19 protein-coding genes are annotated in these 23578 nt (G+C 71.5%); 8 read left to right on the forward strand and 11 right to left on the reverse strand.

What is annotated here, in order from left to right:
• Positions 1-2: 2 nt before the first annotated feature.
• The 8 genes from ftsW to rsmH all read right to left on the reverse strand — a co-directional run bounded on the left by ftsW (position 3) and on the right by rsmH (position 10437).
• The gene (gene ftsW / locus KY5_RS10405; protein WP_098241962.1) at positions 3-1313 is read right to left on the reverse strand and encodes a putative lipid II flippase FtsW; all 1311 of its coding nucleotides are present in this window, start codon (positions 1311-1313) and stop codon (positions 3-5) included.
• A gap of 48 nt (positions 1314-1361) precedes the next feature.
• Positions 1362-2783 carry a UDP-N-acetylmuramoyl-L-alanine--D-glutamate ligase gene (gene murD / locus KY5_RS10410; RefSeq protein WP_098241963.1) on the reverse strand — a complete coding sequence of 474 codons (1422 nt, stop codon included), beginning with the start codon at positions 2781-2783 and terminating at the stop codon, positions 1362-1364.
• On the reverse strand, positions 2780-3850 hold the full coding sequence (gene mraY / locus KY5_RS10415; RefSeq protein ID WP_098241964.1) for a phospho-N-acetylmuramoyl-pentapeptide-transferase: 1071 nt from the start codon (positions 3848-3850) through the stop codon (positions 2780-2782). Before mraY ends, murD begins: the two co-directional genes overlap by 4 nt.
• Positions 3847-5253, reverse strand: coding sequence for a UDP-N-acetylmuramoyl-tripeptide--D-alanyl-D-alanine ligase (locus KY5_RS10420; protein ID WP_098241965.1), 1407 nt, complete (start codon positions 5251-5253; stop codon positions 3847-3849). The genes mraY and KY5_RS10420 overlap by 4 nt, the downstream gene beginning before the upstream one ends.
• A gap of 4 nt (positions 5254-5257) precedes the next feature.
• Positions 5258-6910 (reverse strand): UDP-N-acetylmuramoyl-L-alanyl-D-glutamate--2,6-diaminopimelate ligase, encoded by a 1653-nt coding sequence (locus KY5_RS10425; RefSeq protein WP_098241966.1) that lies wholly within the window; start codon positions 6908-6910, stop codon positions 5258-5260.
• 13 nt (positions 6911-6923) lie between these two features.
• Positions 6924-8879 carry a peptidoglycan D,D-transpeptidase FtsI family protein gene (locus KY5_RS10430; RefSeq protein WP_098241967.1) on the reverse strand — a complete coding sequence of 652 codons (1956 nt, stop codon included), beginning with the start codon at positions 8877-8879 and terminating at the stop codon, positions 6924-6926.
• A gap of 4 nt (positions 8880-8883) precedes the next feature.
• The gene (locus tag KY5_RS10435; protein ID WP_098241968.1) at positions 8884-9414 is read right to left on the reverse strand and encodes an FtsB family cell division protein; all 531 of its coding nucleotides are present in this window, start codon (positions 9412-9414) and stop codon (positions 8884-8886) included.
• A 63-nt stretch (positions 9415-9477) separates the two neighbouring features.
• Positions 9478-10437: a 16S rRNA (cytosine(1402)-N(4))-methyltransferase RsmH gene (gene rsmH / locus KY5_RS10440; protein WP_098241969.1), complete on the reverse strand. Its 960-nt coding sequence runs from the start codon at positions 10435-10437 to the stop codon at positions 9478-9480.
• A 469-nt stretch (positions 10438-10906) separates the two neighbouring features.
• Here rsmH and KY5_RS10445 point away from each other — a divergent pair, with 469 nt between their 5' ends.
• The 4 genes from KY5_RS10445 (at position 10907) to KY5_RS10460 (ending at position 16537) form a co-directional block, all read left to right on the forward strand.
• Complete coding sequence (locus tag KY5_RS10445) at positions 10907-11464, forward strand: beta-class carbonic anhydrase (RefSeq protein WP_098241970.1); 558 nt, start codon at positions 10907-10909, stop codon at positions 11462-11464.
• Positions 11465-11653: 189 nt separating this feature from the next.
• Positions 11654-12673: an AAA family ATPase gene (locus KY5_RS10450; RefSeq protein ID WP_098241971.1), complete on the forward strand. Its 1020-nt coding sequence runs from the start codon at positions 11654-11656 to the stop codon at positions 12671-12673.
• A complete protein-coding gene (locus tag KY5_RS10455; protein ID WP_098241972.1) occupies positions 12673-14040 on the forward strand; it encodes a DUF58 domain-containing protein in 1368 nt (455 codons plus the stop codon). Before KY5_RS10450 ends, KY5_RS10455 begins: the two co-directional genes overlap by 1 nt.
• 61 nt (positions 14041-14101) lie before the next feature.
• Positions 14102-16537: a transglutaminase TgpA family protein gene (locus KY5_RS10460; protein ID WP_098241973.1), complete on the forward strand. Its 2436-nt coding sequence runs from the start codon at positions 14102-14104 to the stop codon at positions 16535-16537.
• A 188-nt stretch (positions 16538-16725) separates the two neighbouring features.
• On the opposite strand, the gene KY5_RS10465 is transcribed toward KY5_RS10460, so the two are convergent.
• The 3 genes from KY5_RS10465 to KY5_RS10475 form a co-directional block, all read right to left on the reverse strand.
• Complete coding sequence (locus KY5_RS10465) at positions 16726-17136, reverse strand: DUF3040 domain-containing protein (protein WP_098241974.1); 411 nt, start codon at positions 17134-17136, stop codon at positions 16726-16728.
• Between the two features lie 276 nt (positions 17137-17412).
• Positions 17413-18249 (reverse strand): methyltransferase, encoded by an 837-nt coding sequence (locus KY5_RS10470; protein ID WP_199843014.1) that lies wholly within the window; start codon positions 18247-18249, stop codon positions 17413-17415.
• Positions 18250-18345: 96 nt separating this feature from the next.
• Complete coding sequence (locus KY5_RS10475; RefSeq protein ID WP_098241975.1) at positions 18346-18873, reverse strand: SAV_6107 family HEPN domain-containing protein; 528 nt, start codon at positions 18871-18873, stop codon at positions 18346-18348.
• 161 nt (positions 18874-19034) lie between these two features.
• Here KY5_RS10475 and KY5_RS10480 point away from each other — a divergent pair, with 161 nt between their 5' ends.
• The 4 genes from KY5_RS10480 (at position 19035) to KY5_RS10495 (ending at position 23554) form a co-directional block, all read left to right on the forward strand.
• On the forward strand, positions 19035-19829 hold the full coding sequence (locus KY5_RS10480; protein ID WP_098241976.1) for an ATP-binding cassette domain-containing protein: 795 nt from the start codon (positions 19035-19037) through the stop codon (positions 19827-19829).
• Positions 19801-21885, forward strand: a complete 2085-nt coding sequence (locus KY5_RS10485) for a YhgE/Pip family protein (protein ID WP_098241977.1) — start codon at positions 19801-19803, stop codon at positions 21883-21885. Before KY5_RS10480 ends, KY5_RS10485 begins: the two co-directional genes overlap by 29 nt.
• A gap of 47 nt (positions 21886-21932) precedes the next feature.
• Complete coding sequence (locus KY5_RS10490) at positions 21933-22553, forward strand: TetR/AcrR family transcriptional regulator (protein ID WP_098241978.1); 621 nt, start codon at positions 21933-21935, stop codon at positions 22551-22553.
• A gap of 386 nt (positions 22554-22939) precedes the next feature.
• Positions 22940-23554 carry a DUF4126 domain-containing protein gene (locus KY5_RS10495; RefSeq protein WP_098247163.1) on the forward strand — a complete coding sequence of 205 codons (615 nt, stop codon included), beginning with the start codon at positions 22940-22942 and terminating at the stop codon, positions 23552-23554.
• Positions 23555-23578 lie beyond the last annotated feature (24 nt).

Raw genomic sequence — 23578 nt, forward strand, 5'->3', positions numbered from 1 at the left:
ATTCACCGCTCTCCGGACGAACGCGCCTTGACGCGCCGTCGCATCGTGTTCCATCTCACCCGAGGTTGCCGCATGGCAAGGGCCGCCTTCGCTGCGGGGTCCGATCGCGCGAAAGCGATGAGGAGCCCGACGGCGAACATGGTCGGCAGCAGGGCCGAACCCCCGTAGGAGAACAGCGGGAGCGGGACACCGGCGATCGGCAGCAGACCGAGCACCGCACCGACGTTGATCACGGCCTGGGCCGTGATCCAGGTGGTCACGCCTCCCGCGGCATACCTCACGAAGGGGTCCTCCGTGCGTCCGGCCACGCGGATACCCGCATAGCCTAGAGCCGCGAACAGGGCGAGCACCGACAGTGTCCCCGCCAGGCCGAGTTCCTCCCCGGTGATGGCGAAGATGAAGTCGGTGTGCGGTTCCGGCAGTTGACCCCATTTTTCCACACTCGCGCCGAGTCCGGAACCGAAGAATCCGCCGGAGGCCAGGGCGTAGATGCCGTGCACGGCCTGCCAGCACTGGTCGCCGGGGCCCGGCTCCGTGGCGCCGATGCAGGCGAGCCTGGCCATGCGGTTGGGGCTCGTCTTGATGAGGATCACACCGAGCAGACCCGCGATGCCGAGCACGCCGGCGAACAGCCGTGTGGGCGCGCCCGCCAGCCAGAGCAGGCCGAAGAGGATCGCCGTGAGGATGATCGCCGTACCCATGTCGCCGCCGAGCATGATGAGCCCGAGCAGCATGAAGGCGACGGGGACGAGCGGCACCAGCATGTGTTTCCACTGGGTCAACAGGCGCTTGTCGTGTTTACGCGCGAGCAGGTCCGCGCCCCACAGGACGAGGGCGAGCTTGCCGAACTCACTGGGCTGGAGCTGGAAGGGCCCGCCCAGGTAGATCCAGTTCTGGTTGCCGTTGACGCTGCGCCCTATCCCCGGGATCTGCACGAGGACCATCAGGAAGACGGTGACCGCGAGCATCGGATAGGCGAGCGCCCGGTGCAGCTTGATGGGCATCCGCATCGCGGCGAGCAGCAGGATCGCGCCGAGCACGGCGGCGACGAACTGCTTGCGGAAGAAGTACGACGCGGGCAGGTTCAGCTGCAGCGCCTGGATCATCGAGGCCGAGTAGACCATCACCAGGCCGAGCACGGTGATCAGCAGGCTGCTGCCCAGGATGAGGTAGTACGCCGTCAGCGGCCGGTCCCAGGCCTTGCGGACCCGGTCGTAGAGCCGCCGGGGCCCCCGGTCGCCCGGAGGGTGGGAGGCTCCTCTGGCGCGTACCGGAGCCGGTCGTTTGGCGACCCGCACGGAAGACCTGGCCACGTTCCCCTCCCAAGGGTGTGCCCGGCGCCCGCCGGGCAGAAAGCCCGGTCAGGCGCTCGTGGAGCCGAGTTCGCGGACGGCGTCCGCGAACGCTTCACCACGCTTGTTGTAGTTGGTGAACATGTCCATGGAGGCGCAGGCCGGGGCCATCAGAACGGTGTCCCCCGGCCGGGCCAGCTCTGCCGCCCGGCGCACCGCCTCGGACATCGCACCAGTGTCGGTGCGGTCGAGGTCGACGACCGGGACCTCGGGCGCGTGTCGCGCGAGGGCTTCCCTGATCAGCTCGCGGTCGGCACCGATCAGGACGACGCCGCGCAGCCGCTCGGCGGACTTGGTGACGAGCTCGTCGAAGGTGGCGCCCTTGGCGAGCCCGCCCGCGATCCAGACGATCGACTCGTAGGCCGCCAACGAGGCTTCCGCGGCGTGGGTGTTGGTCGCCTTGGAGTCGTCGACGTAGGCGACACCGGCCACGTCGGCGACGTGCTCGATGCGGTGCGCGTCGGGACGGAAGGCGCGCAGCCCGTCGCGTACGGCCGTGGCCTGCACGCCGAAGGCGCGCGCGAGGGCGGCGGCGGCCAGCGCGTTGGCGATGTTGTGCGGCGCGGGCGGCTGGACGTCGGAGATCTCGGCGAGCTCCTGGGCCTGCTTCTGGCGGTCCGGCACGAAGGCACGGTCGACCAGGATGCCGTCCACGACCCCCAGTTGCGAGGGCGCGGGCGCGTTCAGCGTGAAACCGATGGCGCGGCAGCCCTCTTCGACGTCGGCCTCGCGGACCAGGTCCTCGGTGACCTTGTCGGCCACGTTGTAGACGCAGGCGATCTGGTTGCCCTCGTAGACGCGGCCCTTGTCGGCGGCGTACGCCTCCATGGAGCCGTGCCAGTCGAGGTGGTCGGGCGCCAGGTTCAGGACGGCCGCGGAGTGGGCGCGCAGCGAGGGCGCCCAGTGCAGCTGGTACGAGGAGAGCTCGACGGCGAGGACGTCGTAGGGCTCTTCGGAGAGGACGACGTCGACGATCGGCGTACCGATGTTGCCGACGGCGGCCGTCCGCAGGCCCGCGGCTTCGAGGATCGAGGCGAGCATCCGCGTCGTGGTGGTCTTGCCGTTGGTGCCCGTGACGGCGAGCCAGGGGGCCGCGTCGGGGCCGCGCAGGCGCCAGGCGATCTCGACGTCGCCGACCACGTCCACGCCCGCCGCGGCGGCCGCCGCGAAGAGCGGTGACGACGGCTTCCAGCCGGGTGAGGTGACCACCAGGTCGGTGCCCTCGGGAAGCGTGTCCGCGTCCCCCAGGCGTACGGAAACGCCCTCGCTCTCAAGAGAGGCGGCGCGTTCTTGATGCGCCTCTCCGGAGCCGCCGTCCACGACGGTCACCGACGCGCCGAGGCCGGCCAGGGCGCGGGCGGCGCTGATGCCGCTCACACCGAGACCGGCGACGGTGACGTTCTTGCCCTGCCACTCGGACCCAGTGGTCACTTTTCGGCTGCCCATCCCGCGTAGAAGAGTCCCAGGCCGACGATCACGCACATGCCCTGGATGATCCAGAAGCGGACCACCACAAGGACTTCGGACCACCCCTTCAGTTCGAAGTGGTGCTGGAGTGGCGCCATGCGGAAGACGCGCTTCCCGGTGAGGCGGAACGAGCCGACCTGGATGACCACCGACATGGTGATCAGGACGAAGAGGCCGCCGAGCAGCGCGAGGAGCAGCTCGGTGCGGGAGCAGATCGCGAGACCCGCGAGCGCGCCGCCCAGGGCGAGCGAACCGGTGTCGCCCATGAAGATCTTGGCGGGCGAGGTGTTCCACCACAGGAAGCCGAAGCAGGCGCCCATGAGCGCGGAGGCCACGACCGCGAGGTCGAGCGGGTCTCTGACCTCGAAGCAGGCCTGCGGGTTCGTCAGCGTGTTCGCGTTGGCGCAGGACTCCTGGTACTGCCAGACACCGATGAAGGTGTAGGCGCCGAAGACCATCACGGAGGCGCCGGTGGCGAGTCCGTCGAGGCCGTCGGTGAGGTTCACGCCGTTCGACATCGCGAGGATCATGAACAGCGCCCAGACCACGAACAGGACCGGGCCGATCGACCAGCCGAAGTCCGTGACGAACGACAGCTTGGTGGAGGCCGGGGTCTGGTTGCGGTTGTCCGGCCAGTTCAGCGCGAGCACGGCGAAGCCGATGCCGACGATCAGCTGGCCCGCCATCTTCGCCTTGGCGCGCAGACCGAGCGAGCGCTGCTTGACGATCTTGATGTAGTCGTCGAGGAAGCCGACGAGGCCCATGCCCGCCATCAGGAAGAGCACCAGGAGGCCGGAGAGCGTGGTCTCCGTGCCGGTGATGACCTTCGTGAGGAAGTACGCGATGAGCGTGGCGAGGATGAAGGCGATGCCACCCATGGTCGGCGTACCGCGCTTGCTGTGGTGCTCGCGCGGGCCGTCGTCCCGGATGAACTGGCCATAGCCCTTGCGGGCCAGGAGCTTGATCAGCAGCGGAGTGCCGACCAGGGTCAGGAAGAGCCCGATCACACCCGCGAAGAGGATCTGCCTCATCGGCCGGAGACCTCGCCCTCGGTGTGGTTCTCCAACAGCGCCGCGGCGACCTTCTCGAGGCCGACCGATCTGGACGCCTTCACCAGCACGACGTCTCCTGCGCGCAGCTCGCTGCGCAGCAGGCCGATCGCCGCCTGTGCGTCGGACACGTGCACCGACTCCTCACCCCACGAACCCTCGTTGTATGCGCCCAGTTGGAGCCAGGACGCTTCCCTGCCCCCGACTGCCACGAGCTTGCTCACGTTGAGCCGGACGGCAAGGCGTCCGACCGCGTCGTGCTCGGCGAGCCCCTCGTCCCCGAGCTCGGCCATCTGACCGAGCACCGCCCACGTACGACGTCCCTTGCCCATGGCCACGAGCGCGCGCAGGGCGGCTCGCATGGACTCGGGGTTCGCGTTGTAGGCGTCGTTGACGATAGTCACGCCGTCCGGGCGCTCGGTGACCTCCATCCGCCAGCGGGACAGCGTGCCCGCCTCGGAGAGCGCGAGGGCGATCTCGTCCACGGACATGCCCAGCTCATGGGCGACGGCGGCCGCGGCAAGCGCGTTCGACACGTGGTGCTCACCGTACAGCCGCAAGGTCACGTCGCTGCACCCGGAGGGTGTGTGCAGCGTGAAAGCGGGCTGTCCATTCTCCGTGAGACGGACATTCTCCGCTCGTACGTCGGCGTCGGCGGCCTCTCCGAAGAGCACGACGCGCGCCTTGGTGCGTGCCGCCATCGCGCGCACCAGCGGATCGTCCGCGTTGAGGACCGCGGCGCCGTCCGCGGGCAGCGACTCGACCAGCTCGCCCTTCGCTTCCGCGATCTGCTCGCGGCCGCCGAACTCGCCGATGTGGGCCGTGCCGACGTTCAGGACGAGCCCGATCTTCGGCGGCGTGAGGCCGGTGAGGTACCGGATGTGGCCGATTCCGCGCGCACCCATCTCCAGGACGAGGAACCGCGTCTCGTCGGTGGCGCTGAGCGCGGTCAGCGGCAGGCCGATCTCGTTGTTGAGCGAGCCCGGCGTCCAGACCGTGGGCGCGTGGCGCCGCAGGACCTGCGCGAGCAGGTCCTTGGAACTGGTCTTGCCGACGGACCCGGTGAGCGCCACCAGGGTCGCGCCGAGCCGCTCCACCACGTGGCGCGCCAGGGCGCCGAGCGCCGCCTGCACGTCGTCGACGACGATGGCGGGCACCCCGACGGGCCGCGACGCCAGGACGGCCACGGCACCCGCCGCGACGACGTCCGCGGCGTAGTCGTGGCCGTCCACGCGCTCGCCGACGAAGGCGACGAAGAGGCTGCCGGGCGCCACCTCGCGGGAGTCCCGGACCACGGGTCCGGTGACCGAAACGGCCGGATCCGGTATGTCGTACGTCTGCCCGCCGACGACGGTGGCGATCTCGGCGAGGGAGAGGGCGATCACAACTTCATCCCTGGGTTTGCTGGATAGCTTCGCGAAGCACCTGGCGGTCGTCGAAGGGACGCACCACCCCGGCGATGTCCTGTCCCTGCTCGTGGCCCTTGCCCGCGACCAGGACGGTGTCGCCCGGTCCCGCGTGGGCGACGGCCGCGCGGATGGCCGCGGCACGGTCCTCGAAGACGGCGACCTCGGCGCGCTCGTGGGCCGGCACGTCGGCGGCGCCCGCGAGCATCGTGGCGAGGATCGCGAGGGGGTCCTCACCGCGGGGGTTGTCGGAGGTCAGTACGGCGGTGTCGGAGAGGCGGGCCGCGGCCGCGCCCATCGGCATCCGCTTGGTCTTGTCCCGGTCGCCGCCGCAGCCGAGCACGATGTGCAGCTTGCCCTCGGTGACCTTGCGCAGCGCGCGCAGGACCGATTCGACGGCGTCCGTCTTGTGGGCGTAGTCGACGACGGCCAGGTAGGGCTGGCCCGCGTCGATGCGCTCCAGGCGGCCGGGCACGCCGGGCACCGCGGCGACGCCGTCGGCGGCCTGCTGCGGGTCGATGCCCGCGACGGCCAGCGAGACGATCGCGGCGAGCGTGTTGGCGACGTTGAAGGGGCCCGCGAGCGGCGACTTGGCGGTGATCCGCTCGCCCTTGGGGCCGACCGCGACGAACGTCGAGTCGAGCGGCCCGACCTCGACGTCCTCGGCGCGCCAGTCGGCGTCCGGGTGGCCCTCCGCGGAGAACGTGGTGACGGGGACCTCGGACTCGGTGATGAGCCTGCGGCCGTACTCGTCGTCGAAGTTGACCACGCCGACCCGGGAGCGCCGCCGGGTGAACAGCTGCGCCTTGGCCTGGAAGTAGTCCTCCATGCCGGAGTGGAACTCCATGTGCTCCGGGCTCAGGTTGTTGAAGACGGCGACGTCGAAGACGCAGCCGTCCACCCGCCCGAGCACCAGGGCGTGGCTGGAGACCTCCATGGCGACCGCCTCGACGCCGCGCTCGCGCATCACCGCGAACAGCGCCTGCAGATCGGTGGCTTCGGGGGTGGTGCGCTCCGACTTGATGCGCTCCTCGCCGATGCGCATCTCGACCGTACCGATGAGACCGGTCGCGCGCAGGCCCTTGAGCCCGCCCTCGACGAGGTACGCCGTCGTGGTCTTGCCCGACGTTCCCGTGATGCCGATCTGGAGGAGGTCGCGGCCGGGGTGGCCGTAGACCGTCGCCGCGAGCTCGCCCATGCGGCCGCGCGGGTCGTCGACGACGAGCACCGGCAGGCCGGTCACCGCGGCGCGCTCGGCGCCGGTCGGGTCGGTGAGGATCGCTCCCGCACCGAGGTCGGCGGCCTGGGCGACGAAGTCGGCGCCGTGCATCCGCGCGCCGGGCAGCGCGGCGTAGATGTCGCCGGGGCGCACCGCGCGGGAGTCGTGCGTGATGCCGGTGATCTCCGCGTCGCCCTCGACGGCGACGCCCAGCTGGCTCCCGAGCTCCGTCAGTGAGGTCGGGGAGACCTGGACCGGCCGCGGCGGCCCCGGATATGTCACGGGAACGCCCTTCTGGGTGGTTTGGGACTGATCAGCGTGTGGCACGGCGGTGAGCGTACCGGGCGCACCCGCTTCAGAGCGAAGCGGGCGGTGTGGCGGGGGGCGGTTCCCCGGGTCAGGGGTGATCGTTGTCACGAGCGGTTCCTGGTCAGTCACCGGGTTTGAAGGTGACGGGGAGACGGGCCGGGCCCTTTCCTGTGGGGGGCTCCTGGAGGGTCTTCAGGGAGAACTGCATGACCTTCTTGTAGATGGGGCCGCAGATCTCGCCGCCGAAGTAGCTGCCCTTGGTGGAGTTCTGGATGGCGCAGTAGACGGTGATGCGCGGCTTGTCGGCGGGCGCGAAGCCCGCGAACGACGAGGTGTAGCCCTTGTAGCGGCCGGTCTCCGGATCGACCCGGTTGGCCGTACCCGTCTTGCCCGCGACGCGGTAGCCGGGGATCCGGGCGGAGTTTCCGGTGCCCTCCACGTCGTCGACGACGGACTCCAGCATCTTGGAGACCGTGCGCGCGGTCTTGTCGCTCACGATCCGGGTCTTCTTCGGCTTGGGCGCGGGCGTGAAGCGGCCGTCGGGGCCCTTGGTGCCGCGCACGAGCGTGGGCTCGATGCGGACGCCTCCGTTGGCGATGGTCTGGTAGACCGAGGTCGCCTGCATGGCGTTGATCGACAGGCCCTGGCCGAAGGGGATCGTGAACTGCTGCGAGGTGGACCACTTCTGGGGCGGCGCGAGGATGCCGGGGGTCTCGCCGGGGAAGTCGAGCCCCGTCTCCTTGCCGATGCCGAACTTGCGCAGGTAGGAGTAGAGGATCTCGTTGGACTCCCGCTGCGACTTGCCCATCTCGCCGGTGGCGAGGATGGTGCCGATGTTGCTGGACTTGGCGAGCACTCCGTTGAGCGTCAGGTGCCAGGTGGGGTGGTCGATGTCGTCCTGGAACAGGCGGTCGCCGCGGTGCAGCCGGTTGGGCACGGTGACGTGGGTGCCGGGCGTGGCCGCGTTCTCCTCGAGGACGGCGGCCATCGACATCACCTTGGAGGTGGAGCCCGGCTCGTACGCGTCCTGGAGGGCCGCGTTGCCCAGGGCCGCGCCGTTGGCCTGCGAGAGGTCGTTCGGGTCGAAGCCGGGGGCGTTCGCCATCGCGAGCACCTCGCCGGTCCTGGTGTCCTGGACCATCACGTAGCCGCGGTCGGCCTTGGACTTCTTCACCTGCTCGGTGATGGCGTCCTGCGCGGCCCACTGGATGTCGCGGTCGATGGTGAGCTCGACGTCGGAGCCGGGCACCGCGGGCGTCTCCGTGCTGCCCGCCGTCGGCACCTGACGGCCGCCCGACTGCGCGTACTTGATCTTGCCATCCTCGCCCGCGAGCTGCTTGTTGAGCTGCTGCTCCAGGCCGCCCGCGCCCTTGCCGTCGGCGTTGACCCAGCCCAGTATCCCGGCGGCCAGGTCGTGGTTGGGGTAGACCCGCTTGCTGCTCGGGTCGGCGAGGACGCCTGCCAGCACGTTCGGCGACTTCGGGTCGGTGCCCGCCTTCTCGGCGAGCGCGCCGCGCAGGTCCTTGATCTGCTTCCAGACCTGGGGGGTCTGGCGGCGGGCGAGCAGCACGTAGCGCGTGTCGGGGGTCTTCAGTTTCTTGGTGATCTCGGCGGCGTCCTTGCCGAGGATGGGGGCGAGGAGCGCGGCCGCCTGTTCGGGCGCGTCCTCGACCTTCATCTCCTTCGGCGTGAACAGCGTGGGGTCGGCCGTGATGTCGTACGCGTCGACGCTGGCGGCCAGTTCGACGCCGCCGCGGTCGGTGATGCGGCCGCGCTCGGCGGCCAGGGTGTGCGTGAAGTAGCGGTTCTTCTCGGCCTTGGCCGCGTACGCGTTCGCGTCCACCGCCTGCACCTGGAGCAGCCGTACGACGAAGGCCAGCATCACCAGTGTCAGGCCGAGGCTGACCATGCGCAGGCGGGGCCTCGGGCTGCCCAGGCGGATGGTGCGGGCCTTGGCGGAGGCGGGGCGGCGCGCGGCGGGGCGGGAGCCGCCCTGTCCCGGGCGCCGCGGGGCACCGGGACGCGCGGGCCTCGCGGGCCCCGGCACCTTGCGCCGCGGGGGTTGGCGGTCCGTCACTTGGTCACCTGCCGGATGTCGTCGTGGGGCCGGACTGCGTGGCCTGCTGGGGCGCCGCCGACGGCGCGGACGGGGTCGGGGACCGGGGCGGGGCGGGCGGCACCGAGACCGAGGCGGGCGGCGATGCCACCTCCTGCGGGCGCGGATCGGAGCGGTGCAGCCCGGAGGGCAGGGCGGCGGCGCCGGGGATGCCGCGCACGGTTCCGTCGGGGTCGAGGAAGGCCGGGTCGCCGCCGGGGACCATGCCGAGCTCGCGGGCGCGGCGCTGGAGGGCGTCCGGTTCGGCGTAGCCGTCCACGTCGCGCTGGAGCTCCTGCTCCTCCTCGGTGAGGTCCTTGGTCTCCTTCTTGAGCTCGCTCAGCTGGAAGGAGCCCTCGTTCAGCGAGGAGTTCAGGATGAGGAGGGTGATCAGTCCGCCGCCGAGGAGCAGGACGACAAGAAGCACGAAGGGGGTGCGCGCGGCCTGGCTGGGGCCCTGGGGCAGCAGCCGCGCGAGGCGGGCGGCCCTCCCCCGCAGCTCGGGCTTCTTGCTCATGGAGCCTCCTCGCGGACTCTGGTCAGCGGACTCTGCTCGTGGGGCCTGGTCGCGGCGCCCGGCTCACCCGACGTCCTCGCGGACGCGCTGGGCGCCGCGCAGCCGCGCGGGGGCGGCTCTGCGGTTCTCCGCGACCTCTTCCTCGGTGGGAAGTTCGGCGCCTCGGGTGAGGAGCTTGAGGCGCGGCTGGTAGCGCTCGGGGACGACGGGCAGTCCGGGCGGCGCCGTGTTCGCGGCACCGGCCGCGAAGACCTGCTTGACCAGACGGTCCTCGAGGGAGTGGTACGACAGGACGGCGATCCTGCCGCCGACGGCGAGGGCCTTCACGGCCGACGGAATGGCCTGCTCCAGGACGCTCAGTTCGCCGTTGACCTCGATGCGCAGGGCTTGGAAGGTGCGCTTGGCCGGGTTGCCGCCGGTGCGCTTGGCGGCCTGTGGCAGGGAGTCGCGGATGAGGTCGACCAGACGCGCGCTGTTGCTGAACGGCTCCTTGTCGCGCTCGCGCACGACGGCGCTCACGATGCGCTTGGCCTGCTTCTCCTCGCCGTACTGCCGCAGGATCCGCACCAGTTCGCCCGGGGCGTAGGTGTTGAGTACCTCGGCGGCGCTGATGCCGGTCGTCTGGTCCATGCGCATGTCCAGGGGCGCGTCCTGGGCGTACGCGAATCCCCGGTCCGCCTCGTCGAGTTGCATGGAGGAGACGCCGAGGTCGAAGAGGACGCCCTGCACGCGCGGGACGTCCAGGCGCTTCAGCACGTCGGGGAGTTCGTCGTAGACCGCGTGCACCAGCGTGGCCCGGTCGCCGTAGGGCGCGAGGCGCTCGCCGGACAGGCGCAGCGCTTCCTTGTCGCGGTCCAGGGCGATGAGGCGGGCCGAGGGGAAGGTGGCGAGGAGGGCCTCGCTGTGGCCGCCGAGGCCGAGGGTGCAGTCGACGACGACCGCTCCGGGCTCGGCGAGCGCGGGGGCCAACATGTCCAGGCACCGCTGGAGCATCACCGGGACGTGTCGGCTGTTGTCGCTCAAGGGGCCCTCTCAGGTCCGGCGCGGCGTTCGCACGCACTGCCGGGTCCCCGCCCGCTCCGTGAAGGGGAACGGACCGCTGGCGCCGGGGAAGTGGCGTCAGCCGACCGGGAGCGGGAGGAGGCCGAGCCGTACGTACGCGCCGCGCACGTGGGGGGATTCCACGGAATCCCCGTGATGTTCAGTCCAGCAGGGAGCTGGTCACGCCTCCCGCTTCGCGTCACTTTAGTCCACCGTGTCTCCCGGTCAATCAACCGGCCTGCGCGTCGCCGCGCGGGTCCGGGCGGGGTCGGGACGGGGGTCGGGGCGAGGGTCGGAGCGGGGGTCGGAGCGGGGAGCGAATCCGGCACGCTCACCCGTTCGGCCGAAGTCGCGTGACCCCCTGTGGGTTACCTCACAACAAGAGTCTTTGACGTTCTTTGTCCCTTCTCACAGCGGGCTCAGTCGATCAGCCCGCATTAACGTCATAGGTATGTCGACTTCCGCATCTCCTTCGGGCAACACCCCCGTAGAGCCGATCGGCGACATAGTCGTCGGTTCCGTCACCGACCGTCTGGTCGAAGCGAACGAGAGGTACGCCGCCGGGTTCACCGATCCCGGCATGGACGCCAGGCCCGTGCTGCACGTCGCCGTGGTCGCCTGCATGGACGCCCGCCTCGACCTGCACGACGCGCTCGGCCTCGAGCTGGGCGACTGTCACACGATCCGCAACGCGGGCGGCGTGGTCACCGACGACGTCATCCGCTCCCTGACCATCAGCCAGCGCGCCCTCGGGACCCGCAGCGTCGTCCTCATCCACCACACCGGCTGCGGCCTGGAGTCCCTCACCGAGGAATTCCGCCAGGACCTGGAGAACGAGGTCGGCCAGCGGCCGACGTGGGCGGTGGAGTCCTTCCGCGACGTCGACCAGGACGTGCGGCAGTCGATGCAGCGCGTGCGGACCTCGCCGTTCCTCCTGCACACCGACGACATCCGCGGATTCGTGTTCGATGTGACGACCGGTCTGCTGCGAGAGGTCGACCCTGCGTGACTGACAAACGGTCGTAAGACCCGACAAATCGGCGCCAGTTATCCACAGGCGAGTGACACGACCCTCCATGCCCAACAACAATGCGGGGGTGGCATCACGCGGAACCACACGCGAGGTGCCGGGTAATTCGGGGTGGACCGGGCCGCGCGCGTGCAGCGACGGCCCGGAGAACGGGCCGAGGAGGGCCGGGTGACGACCTATGACGATCGAGCGAGCCTCACTGATCTGACCACGACCGCGGAGCGTGTGCGCGCGTCGGTGGAGGGTGTGATCGAGGGCAAGCCAGAGGTCGTACGGCTTTCGCTGACCGTGCTGCTCGCCGAGGGGCACCTGCTGATCGAGGACGTGCCGGGCGTCGGCAAGACCATGCTGGCCAAGGCGCTCGCACGGTCCATCGACTGCTCGGTCCGGCGCATCCAGTTCACGCCGGACCTGCTGCCTTCGGACATCACCGGTGTGTCGATCTTCGACCAGCAGCGCAGGGACTTCGAGTTCAAACCGGGCGCGATCTTCGCCCAGATCGTGATCGGCGACGAGATCAACCGCGCGTCTCCGAAGACGCAGTCCGCGCTCCTGGAGTCCATGGAGGAGCGCCAGGTCACCATCGACGGACAGACGTACGAACTGCCCAGTCCCTTCATGGTGGTGGCCACGCAGAACCCCGTCGAGATGGAGGGGACCTATCCCCTGCCCGAGGCGCAGCGCGACCGCTTCATGGCGCGCGTCTCGATCGGCTATCCCAGCCCGGAGGCCGAGCTGCAGATGCTGGACGTCCACGGCGGCGTCTCGCCCCTCGACGACCTCCAGCCGGTGGCACACGCCCACGACATCGTGAAGCTCATCGACGCGGTGCGCACGGTCCACGTCGCCGACTCCGTGCGGCGGTACGCGGTGGACCTGGTCGCCGCCACCCGCAACCACCCGGAGCTCAGACTCGGGGCCTCGCCGCGCGCCACGCTGCACCTGCTGCGGGCCGCCAAGGCCTCCGCCGCGCTCAGCGGCCGGGAGTTCGCGCTGCCCGACGACGTGCAGGCGCTCGCCGTCGCCGTCCTCGCCCACCGCCTGCTGCCCACCGCGCAGGCCCAGTTGAACCGGCGTACGGCCGAATCGGTCGTCCTGGAGATCCTGCAGCGCACCCCGGTGCCCGCCGCCGCACAGCCCAACAACGGCTACTTCGGTCAGCAGCCGCCCGGCGCACGGAGGCTGTGATGACGGCCGGGGGGAGCCCGTCTGCCGCCACCGAGGACGAGAAGGGCGGACTGCGCACGGCTCTCGCGGGCCTGACCACACGCGGACGTTCCTTCCTCTCCGCCGGCATCGCCGCCGCCGTCTGTGCCTACGTACTCGGCCAGAGCGATCTGCTGCGCGTCGGGCTGCTGCTCGCGGTCCTTCCGCTGGTCTGCGCCCTCGTGCTCTTCCGCACCCGCTACCGCGTCGCGGGCAGCCGCAGGCTCTCCCCCGCGCGCGTGCCCGCGGGCTCGGAGGCCCGCGTCCACCTGCGCATGGACAACGTCTCGCGGCTGCCCACGGGCCTGCTCATGCTCCAGGACCGGGTGCCCTACGTGCTGGGGCCCCGGCCCCGCTTCGTGCTGGACAGGGTCGAGGCGGGCGGCCGCCGAGAGGTGTCCTACCGCGTCCGCTCCGACCTGCGCGGACGCTATCCGCTCGGCCCCTTGCAGCTGCGTCTGACCGACCCGTTCGGCATGTGCGAACTGACGCGCTCCTTCTCGACGTACGACACCCTGACGGTCATCCCACGCGTGGAGGCGCTGCCTCCGGTGCGCCTGACGGGTGAGGCCAAGGGGTACGGAGACGGGCGCAACCGCTCGCTCGCGCTGGCCGGCGAGGACGACGTCATCCCGCGCGGCTACCGGCACGGCGACGACCTGCGCCGGGTGCACTGGCGCTCCACCGCGCGCTACGGCGAGCTGATGGTGCGCCGCGAGGAGCAGCCCCAGCGGGCCCGCTGCACGGTGCTCCTGGACACCCGGGGCGTCGGCTTCCGCGGCGCGGGCCCCGACTCGGCCTTCGAGTGGGCGGTGTCGGGCACCGCGTCCGCCCTGGTGCACATGCTCGAACGGGGCTTCTCGGTGCGCCTGTTGACCGACACCGGCACCTCCGTGCCCGGCGAGGGCTCGGACGGCTTCGCGGGCGCCAGCCAGGAGTCGGCGGACGCGGCAGGACTGATGATGGACACCCTCGCGGTGATCGACCACTCGGAGAGCACCGGGCTCTCCCGGGCGTACGACGTGCTGCGCGGCGGGAACGAGGGCCTCCTCGTCGCCTTCCTGGGCGATCTCGACGAGGAGCAGGCCACGGTGGTCGCCAAGATGCGGCAGCGCAGCGGCTCGGCGGTCGCCTTCGTCCTGGACAGCGAGGGCTGGGCGCGGGGAGCGGGCGGTGAGCCGTCCGGCGCGGGCGACGCGCGCGTGCGGATGCTGCGCGAGGCGGGCTGGACGGCCCTGCTGGTCCCGCCGGGGGCGGGCTTCGGTGACCTGTGGCGCCAGGCGGACCACGCGCGCGCCAGCGCGGGCCCGGCGCCCGCGACGGGCACGACCACCGGGGGCTGGGGATGACGGGCTCGCACACGGGCGTCGCGCCGGTGCGTGGGAGAACGACGACAGTGGGGGGACGGTCATGAGTGGACGCACGCGACTCGCGCTGTGTGCCACCGCGGCCACGCTGATGGCATCGAGCGCGCTGCTGCCGCTCGTCGATCCTGCGACGTGGTACCTACAGGCGGTGATCCTGCTCGCGCTGCAGAGCGGGGTGGGCGCGCTGACCCGGCGGATCCCGCTGGCCAGGCCGGTCACCGTGGCCGTGCAGGCACTGGTGACGCTGCTGCTGCTCACGCTGGTCTTCGCCCGCGAGCAGGCGATCGCGGGAGTGCTTCCCGGCCCCGAGGTGTTCCAGCGGTTCGGTGTGCTGCTGCAGGCGGGCGGCGAGGACGTCGGGCGGTACGCGATCCCGGCGCCGCTCAGCGACGGCATCCGGCTGATGCTGGTCGGCGGCGTCCTGGTGATCGGCCTCGCGGTGGACGCGCTCGCGGTGACGTTCCGTACGGCGGCCCCGGCCGGGCTCCCGCTGCTCGCGCTGTACTCGGTCGCGGCGGGCCTCTCCGGAGACGGCGCCGGATGGCTGTGGTTCCTGCTCGCTTCCGCGGGCTATCTGCTGCTGCTCCTGGCCGAGGGCCGCGACCGGCTCTCCCAGTGGGGCCGGGTCTTCGGCGGCGCGGCGCGCGCACCCGGACGGGTCTCCGGCGGTCTGGAGAGCAATACGGGAGCGATCGCGCCGATCCGCACGGGGCGGCGCATCGGCGCCGTCGCGCTGGGCATCGCCCTGGTGGTGCCGCTCGGCCTGCCCGCCCTCGACGGCGGCCTCCTGGACGGCCCGGGCGGTGGCGGGGTCGGCGGCCGGGGCGGTGGCGGCACGATCTCCGCCGTCAATCCGCTGGTCGCGCTCCAGGACAGCCTGAACCAGCCGGAGGACCGCGAGGTCATCTCCTACCGGACGAACGCCGAGCAGACCGACGAGATGTATCTGCGGATCGTCTCGCTCGACCAGTTCGACGGGACGACGTGGAAGACGACCGTCCGGAGCATCGAGGACGTGCCCACACCGCTTCCCGACCCCCGGGGCCTCAACCCCGACGTGCGCAGGACCGAGGTCCAGACGAACATCTCGGCCGCCGAGAGCTACGCGCAGAACTGGCTGCCCATGCCGTTCCCCGCCAGCCAGGTGGAGATCGACGGCCGCTGGCGGTTCGAGCCGGTGGGCCGCGCCCTGGTCGGTGACCGCGGCCAGACCACCAGCGGCGCGCAGTACAAGGTCAAGAGCCTGATCGTGGAGCCCACGGCCGAGCAGCTCGCGGACGCGCCCGCTCCCCCGCCGGACCTGGCCCGCGAGTTCACCAAAGTGCCCGACTCGCTGCCCGGGGTGGTCGCGAACACGGCCCGCAAGGTCACCAAGGGCGCCGCCAATCCGTACGAGCAGGCGGTCAAGCTCCAGGACTACTTCGCCTCGGACGGCGGGTTCACGTACAACACCCAGGTGCGGGCGGGCAGCGGTCCCGCCGCGATCGGCCGCTTCCTGGAGCAGAAGGAAGGCTTCTGCGTCCACTTCTCGTTCGCGATGGCGTCGATGGCGCGGACGCTGGGGATCCCGGCCCGCGTCGCGGTGGGCTTCACGCCGGGGTCCTCACAGGCCGACGGCTCGATGTCGGTCGGCCTGCGGGACGCGCACGCCTGGCCCGAGCTGTACTTCGAGGGCGTGGGCTGGACCCGTTTCGAGCCGACGCCGACTCGTGGCTCGGTGCCCGACTACACCCGCTCGGACAGGCCGTCCGGCGACGCGAGCGACCCGGACACCCCGGAGCCCTCCACATCCGCCGAGCCCTCCACGGCTCCCTCGGCGTCCGACAGCTGCCCGCCCGACCAGCGCAAGCAGGGCGGCTGCTCGAGCGCGGCCCCGCAGGTCGTGGCCGGTTCGGGCGGTGAAGGACCGCCTCTCGCGATGATCGTGGGGGTGGGGCTCGCGGCCCTGGTGCTCCTCGCGGTGCCCTTCCTGCCGCTGCTGTGGCGGACCAGGGTGCGGGCCGTCCGCCTGGGAGCCACCGGGCGCACCGACGCGGACGCGGCCGCGCGGACCCTGGCCGCCTGGCTCGAGGTGATCGACACGGCCTGGGACCACGGCATTCCGCCGGACGAGTCACAGACGCCCCGGAAGGCGGCGGCGCGGATCGTCCGCATCGGGGAGCTGTCCGGCGCTCCGGCGGAGGCCGTGCACCGGGTGGCGGCCGCGGTGGAGCAGGTGCTCTACGCTCCGCGGCCGCAGCTCCCCGCGGGCCTCTCCGATGACGTACGACGGGTACGCGACGGGCTGCGGGCCTCGGTGAACCGGTCCGCCAGGCTGCGGGCGACGCTCGCGCCGCGTTCGGCCGCTCGGGTGGTGTGGGCGGCGTCGGACCGCTGGGCGGCGTTCAGCACGCGCTGCGGCGAGCGTCTCGCCTCGTGGTCGGCGGCGTTGCTGAAGCGCAGGCCGTCGCGGCGGGCGCAGGCGGAGCAGCAGGGCTGAGGCACTGGTCGGCGCCGGTCCCGCTCCGGGACCGGCGCCGTCGGGTGCCGCTGCCAGGGCCGGGCGGGCCGGTCACGGCTGCGGTGCGGGATACGAAGACATGTGTGAGGGGTGACCGCCCGTGGGCGGTCACCCCTCACACATGTATGTCGGGTCGGGACCCTCGGCTCAGCGCGGAAGCGCCAGCCTCACTGGCCTCCCTGCTCGTCTCGGCGGCGCTGCCAGCGCTGCTCGATCCGGTCCATCACGGAGCGGCGCTGCCTGGTCCCCCGACGGGGCTGTGCCCCACCCTGCGCCGCGGCCGCGCCCGAAGGCTGTTCGCCCGGCTTCGGCGCTTTGCGCCAACCGGTGACGGCGAGCACCGCGCAGCCCAGCATGACGAGGAATCCCACCACGCTGATCCAGATCTGCTGGGCGACCATTCCGGCCATGAGAAGGGCGATGCCCACCAGGAAGCCCGCGACCGCTTGGTAGACCCGCTTCCGGGTGTACGTACGCAGCCCGCTTCCCTCAAGCGCTGTCGCGAACTTGGGATCTTCGGCGTACAGCGCTCGCTCCATTTGCTCGAGCATGCGCTGCTCGTGCTCCGAGAGCGGCACGGAGTCCTCCTCATCGTGCAGTCGCCGGGGCGACCGGGGGTCCCCTTCAGGATAGGCAGGGAATCGCCCCCGTGAAACCCGCCCCTCTGCGCCAACTTCGCCAAACCGGACCCTGCACATCGCTCCGGCTCGCTGAAGCGTGCATTCCCCAGCGGCCGAACCGTCATGCAGGACGGTGTCCCTCGATCATACGGCGCCGGTAGCCCGTTCGGGGGGCCTGTGGCGTACTCCATGTGCGGCTGCGTCGCTGATCAGCGGGGCAGCCGCACACGCACCTCATGCCTCGGCGGGCTCCCGCGCCTCACCGAGCACATGCAGCTGGGTGGCCACGGAGTGGAACGCGGGCAGTTCGGCGGCGGCGGCCTCCAGCGCGAGGAGGGCCTCCAGGGCGCCCGGCTCGGTGTCCACGAGGACGCCGGGGACCAGGTCGGCGAAGACCCGCACCCCGTGCACCGCGTCGACGCGCACGCCCGCCGCCTCGACCAGCTCGGTGAGCTGGTCGGCGGTGAAGCGCCGGGGCACGGGGTCGCCCACGCCCCAGCGTCCCGCCGGGTCGGTGAGGGCGGCCTGCGCCTCCTTGAAGTGCCCGGCGAGGGCGCGCGCGAGCACGGCGCCGCCGAGGCCCGCGCCGAGCAGGCTGAGCACACCGGAGGGGCGCAGCGCGTCGACGGCGAGGCGGACGCCCTCGGCCGGGTCGTCGACGTACTCCAGGACGCCGTGGCACAGGACGGCGTCGAAGCCACCGCGCTCGACGACGTCGAAGAGGCCGAGGACATCGCCCTGCACGCCGCGTACGCGATCGGCGACACCCGCCTCGGCGGCCCTGCGCTCCAGGGCGAAGAGCGCGTTCGGGCTGGGGTCGACGACGGTGACGCGGTGGCCGAGCAGGGCCACCGGCACCGCGAAGTTGCCGCTGCCGCCTCCCGTGTCCAGCACGTCGAGCTCGGTGCGGGACTCCCGGCCCGTGACCTTGACCCGACGGTCCAGGGCGTCCTTCAGGACGTCCCAGACCACGGCGGTCCGCAGCGAGGCGCGCGGACGAGGGGGGTCGGAGCGCTGCGACGCCGCTTGCGGGCTGTGGTGAGAGGCGGGCGGGCGCATCGGGTCCGACACGGCAGTTGACTCCTCGGCGCGTGGGATTCGGTTGCCCCCACCTTATTGCCTGGTGCCCGGTGCCCCGGCCACCGTCCCGCGGCGCGCACGCGCCGGTCAGCCCACGTCCGGCGGCTCCTGCCTGGGCTGGGGCAGCACGGGCTGCAGCACCAGCATCCGCTCGACGATGCGCAGGAACATCGCGACGTCACGGAGCAGGTCGTCGGCGTCGCGGACGGTGGCCGCGCCCTGGATGCCCGCCTCCGCGCGGGCCCTGCGGGCGGCGCCGGAGGCGAACAGGGCGCTCCACTCGGTCAGTTCGGGGGCTATCTCGGGGAGCACTTCCCAGGCGCTTCGGATGCGCTGCCTGCGGCGTGGGGTGGTCTCCGGCCTGCCGCGGGCGGCGAGCACGGCGGCCGCGGTGCGCAGGGCGGCGAGGTGGGCAGTGGCATAGCGCTCGTTCGACGTGTCCAGGCGGGCGGCCTCGTCGAGTCCGGCGCGGGCCTGGGCGAGCAGTTCGAGGGCGGCGGGCGGGGCGGTCGCGCGGCGCAGGACGGGGTGGACATCGCTCGCCGGGCCGGTCAGTGAGGAAACAGGGCCGACGGCGCTGTGCCGGTGTGCGGCTGCTGTGGAACTCCTGGCCATGACGAACCTCCTGTCGTCGTGTGACGGCGCAGTGGCCGTATGTGCCCATCGTGGAGTACGCCACTGACAATCGGCCCTGACCTGCGGCTTTGCCTCGATCGAGGGTTCGGGCTTATTTTTGAACTGACCAGTCAGTTCAAAAGGAGGGGCAGGGGGGAACTGTGGACGGTCCGACCGACGGCGTGCGCGGAGCCGCCGTCACAGCCGAGGGGTTCGGGCTCAAGGGCCCGCGCGGCTGGGCGTTCCGAGGCATCGACATCGACGCGGAGTCCGGCTCGCTGATCGCGCTGGAAGGCCCTTCGGGATCCGGCCGCACCTGCCTGCTGCTGGCCCTGACGGGACGCATGCGCGCCACCGAGGGCAGGGCGTCCGTCGGCCGCCTGCGGCTGCCCAAGCAACTGGCCGGGGTGCGCCGGATCAGCGGGCTCGGGCCCGTGCCCGGCGTCACCGATCTCGACCCCGCGCTGACCGTCGCCGAGCACCTGCGCGAACGGGCGCTCCTGGAGCGGCGGTTCAGCGGTTCGCTGCGGGGACTCCTGCGGCCGCGCGCCGAGCGCGCGAACGAGGCGAAGCTGCGGATCGACACCGCGCTGATCGCCGCCGGGCTCGACATGGAGAAGCTCCCCAAGGGGCGGCGGACCTCCGTGCGCGACCTGGAGCGCCTTGAAGCCCTGCGGCTCTCCATCGCCCTCGCCCTGATCGGCAGGCCGCGCGTGCTCGGCGTCGACGACACCGACCTGAAGCTCTCGGACGCCGAACGGGCCGAGGCGTGGGCCCTGCTGAAGTCCCTGGCCGACAGCGGGACGACCGTCGTGGCCGTGTGCAGCGAGGCGCCCGACGGCGCGGTCGTGGTGCGCACCGGCGCTCAGGACGCCGCGGACCGGAACAGCACCGAAGAACGCACCGACGACGACAAGGAGACGGCGGATGCGCTCGCCGAAGCTGGCCGCGCTTGAGCTCAGGCGCTTCGGCAGGGGGAAGCTGCCGCGCGCCGCGCTCGTCGCGCTCCTGCTCCTGCCGCTGCTGTACGGCGCGCTGTACCTGTGGTCCTTCTGGGACCCCTACGGCCGCCTCGACCGCATCCCCGTGGCGCTCGTCAACGACGACAAGGGAGCGTCCGCCGCGGGCAAGAAGCTCGCGGCGGGCGACAACATCGTCGAGAAGCTGCGCGACAGCAAGACCTTCGACTGGCACGAGGTGAGCGACGAAGAGGCGCGCAAGGGCGTCGAGGACGGCACGTACTACCTCTCGCTGACCATGCCGTCGGACTTCAGCAAGCGCATCGCGTCCAGTTCGGGGGACTCTCCGGAGACGGGTGCCCTTCGGGTCCGTACGAACGACGCCAACAACTACATCGTCGGGCAGATCTCCCGGACGGTCTTCTCCGAGGTGCGCTCCGCCGCGTCCACGAAGGCGTCCCGCGGCTTCCTCGACAAGATCTTCGTCTCGTTCTCCGACATCCACGGCGCGACGCAGAAGGCCGCCGACGGCGCCGAGAAGCTCGACGGCGGCATCGGCAAGGCGAAGAAGGGCTCCAAGGACCTCGCGAACGGCCTCAAGGACGCCAAGGACGGCAGCGGCGACCTGGCAGGCGGCGTCAAGAAGCTGCACAAGGGCGCGGGCGATCTGGAGGTCGGCGCCAAGAAGGTCTCGGACGGCACACAGAAGCTCGCCGACAAGGTGAACGGCACCGCGGACCAGGTGCGGCCCTTCCTGAAGGACAACGGCAAGACCATCGGGGACAGCGCACAGCTCGCCGCCGACTCCTCCAAGGCGATGCGCCGCAACCTGGCCGACTGGGTCAGGCTCGCGCCGGAGGCCGCCAAGGGGGCCAAGGACGGTCAGCGGGTCATCAACCGCTTCTACGCGGAGCAGTGCGAGCAGGCGCCCGTGGCCGCCCCCTTCTGCCCCAAGCTCAAGGACGTGAAGGCGGCCGCCGCGAACGTCTCGACCATCGCGGACGACCTCGACACCCTGGTCAAGGACCAGAACAGCGACGTCAAGCAGCTCGACAAGAACCTCGCCGCGCTGCAGAAGCAGTCGCAGCGCCTCGCCGACCGGGCGCCGCACCTCGACGAGGACCTGGAATCGGCCGTCACCCAGATCAACGACCTCAACAAGGGCGCGGGCAAGGTCACCAAGGGCGCCGCGAAGCTGCACACGGGTCTCGGCACCGCCCAGACCGGTGCCAGCGACCTGGACGCGGGCGTCGGCAAGCTGGAGACGGGCGCGAGCGACCTCAAGGGCGGCCTGTTCAAGCTGGCCGACGGCTCCGCGGAGCTGTCGGGCGGGCTGCACGACGGCGTCAAGAAGATCCCCGACTACGACAAGAAGGACCGTGACGCGCGCACCGACGTCATGGCCGACCCCGTGCAACTGGCCTCCCAGTCGATGCACAAGGCGCCCAACTACGGCACGGGCTTCGCGCCGTACTTCATCCCGCTGTCCCTGTGGGTCGGCGCGATGGTGGCGTACATGCTGATCCAGCCGCTCAACCGGCGCGCGCTCGCCGCGGGCGCCTCCGCGTGGCGCATCGCGCTCGCGGGCTGGCTCCCGGTGGCGGCGCTCGGCGTGCTCCAGACGGCGGCGCTGCTCTCGGTCCTGCACTGGGGCCTCGGCCTCCAGATGGCGCGGGCGGCCGGGACGGTGGGCTTCCTCTGCCTGGTGACGGCGTGCTTCGCGGCGATCGTGCAGTGGCTGAACGCCCGCTTCGGAGCGGCGGGACGGATCCTCGTGCTCGCCGTCCTGATGCTCCAGCTGACCTCGGCGGGCGGTACGTATCCGGTGCAGACGAGCCCCGGCTTCTTCAGCGCGATCCATCCCTTCTTGCCGATGAGTTACGTCGTCGAGGCTCTCCGGAGACTCATCACGGGCGGCGGCCTCGGCCCGGTCTGGCAGGGCTGTGCGGTCCTCGCGGCCTTCACCCTGGGCGCCCTGGCGCTCACCGCGCTCTCCGCGCGCCGCAAGCAGGTGTGGACCCTGGACCGGCTGCACCCGGAGCTGAGCCTGTGAGCACGGCGGGTCCTGGCGGCCCGGCGAGACCTGTGAGAATCAGGGCCATGGACAGCAGCGCAGGCAGCACCCGCCGCGAGGCCACCCGGCAGAAGCTCTACGAGGCCGCCGTCACCCTCATCGCGGAACAGGGCTTCTCGGCCACGACGGTCGACGAGATCGCCGAACGGGCCGGGGTCGCGAAGGGCACGGTCTACTACAACTTCGCGAGCAAGTCGGTCCTCTTCGAAGAGCTGCTGCGGCACGGCGTCGGCCTGCTGACCGCCTCCCTGAAGGAGGCGGCCGACGAGGCCGACAGGAACGACGGCACCAAGGTCGACGCGCTGGACGCGATGATCAGGGCCGGTCTGGTCTTCATCAACCGCTACCCGGCCTTCACCCAGCTGTACGTGGCCGAGCTCTGGCGGACCAACCGGGCCTGGCAGTCCACGCTCCTCGTGGTCAGGCAGCAGGCCGTCGCGGTGGTCGAGGACGTCCTTCGGGCGGGCGTCGAGAACGGCGAGCTGAGCGAGGAGATCGACATCCCGCTGACGGCCGCCGCGCTCGTCGGCATGGTGCTCGTGGCCGCCCTCGACTGGCAGGCGTTCCAGCCGGAGCGCTCGCTCGACGATGTGCACGCGGCGCTCTCCCGGCTGCTCCAGGGCCGGGTCAGCGGCACGCGCGCGTAGGTCCCTCACGGCCCCTCGAAGCCCCCTCGACGCCTCCGGGGAACGACACCGGCCCGGTGCCTCCTGGTTCTCCAGGTGGCACCGGGCCGGTGCTCTTCTCTTGTTCCCCCGTGACCCCCGTGCGACCCCCGTGTGGTCGTCCCCCGAGTCACCCCCGTGTCTCGCTCCCACCTTTCGGCGGGAGGAGCGGCCAAGGGCGCCGCACCGTTCCGCCGCCCCGTGTCGGCGGTACCGGCGCTGCGCCCTTCTCCGTGCCCCACACTCTTCCGTCTTCGCAGGTGGGGGCCTATCCGCGCAGCTACTCATCTCCTTCACTAGGTACGGATACTCAGGCCCAGGCACTCAACCCCAGGCCGATGGATCCTCAACTGGTTACGATCGCGTCCGTGTCCGTACTCCCCCTGGTGTTCACCAGCGGCTGGGCGAGCGGGATCAACGCGTACGCCGTGGTCCTGCTGCTCGGCGTCTTCGGCGCGACCGGGCTCACCGACGAGGTGCCCGAGTCGCTCCAGCGTCCCGACGTGCTGATCGTCGCCGGTGTGCTCTTCCTCTGCGAGGCCGTGGCCGACAAGATCCCGTACGTCGACTCGGTGTGGGACACCGTGCACACCGTGATCAGACCGGTGTCCGGCGCCGTGGTCGGCGCGCTGCTCGCGGGGCAGAGCGGGTCTCTCCCGGACCTGGCGGCGGGGGCGGTGGGCGGGTCGACAGCCCTGGCCAGCCATGCCGTGAAGACCGGCACGCGGATGGCGATCAACACCTCGCCCGAGCCGTTCAGCAACCTCGTGATGAGCACGGCCGAGGACCTGGGGGTCGGCGGGATCATCACCTTCGCGATGTTCTATCCGGAGGCGGCGGCGATCATCGCGGCCGTGCTGCTGCTGATCGGCCTGGTCCTGCTGTTCTTCCTGGTCTCGCGGATCCGGCGGTTCCTGCGGCGCAGGGCGCAGCGGCGCGAGGAGAAGCTGCTCGCGGGCCGGACCGGGCCGCCGCCGCCCTGACGACCGCCTCGGGCCGGGGCTCCG

Source organism: Streptomyces formicae, assembly GCF_002556545.1.
Classification (GTDB): domain Bacteria; phylum Actinomycetota; class Actinomycetes; order Streptomycetales; family Streptomycetaceae; genus Streptomyces; species Streptomyces formicae_A.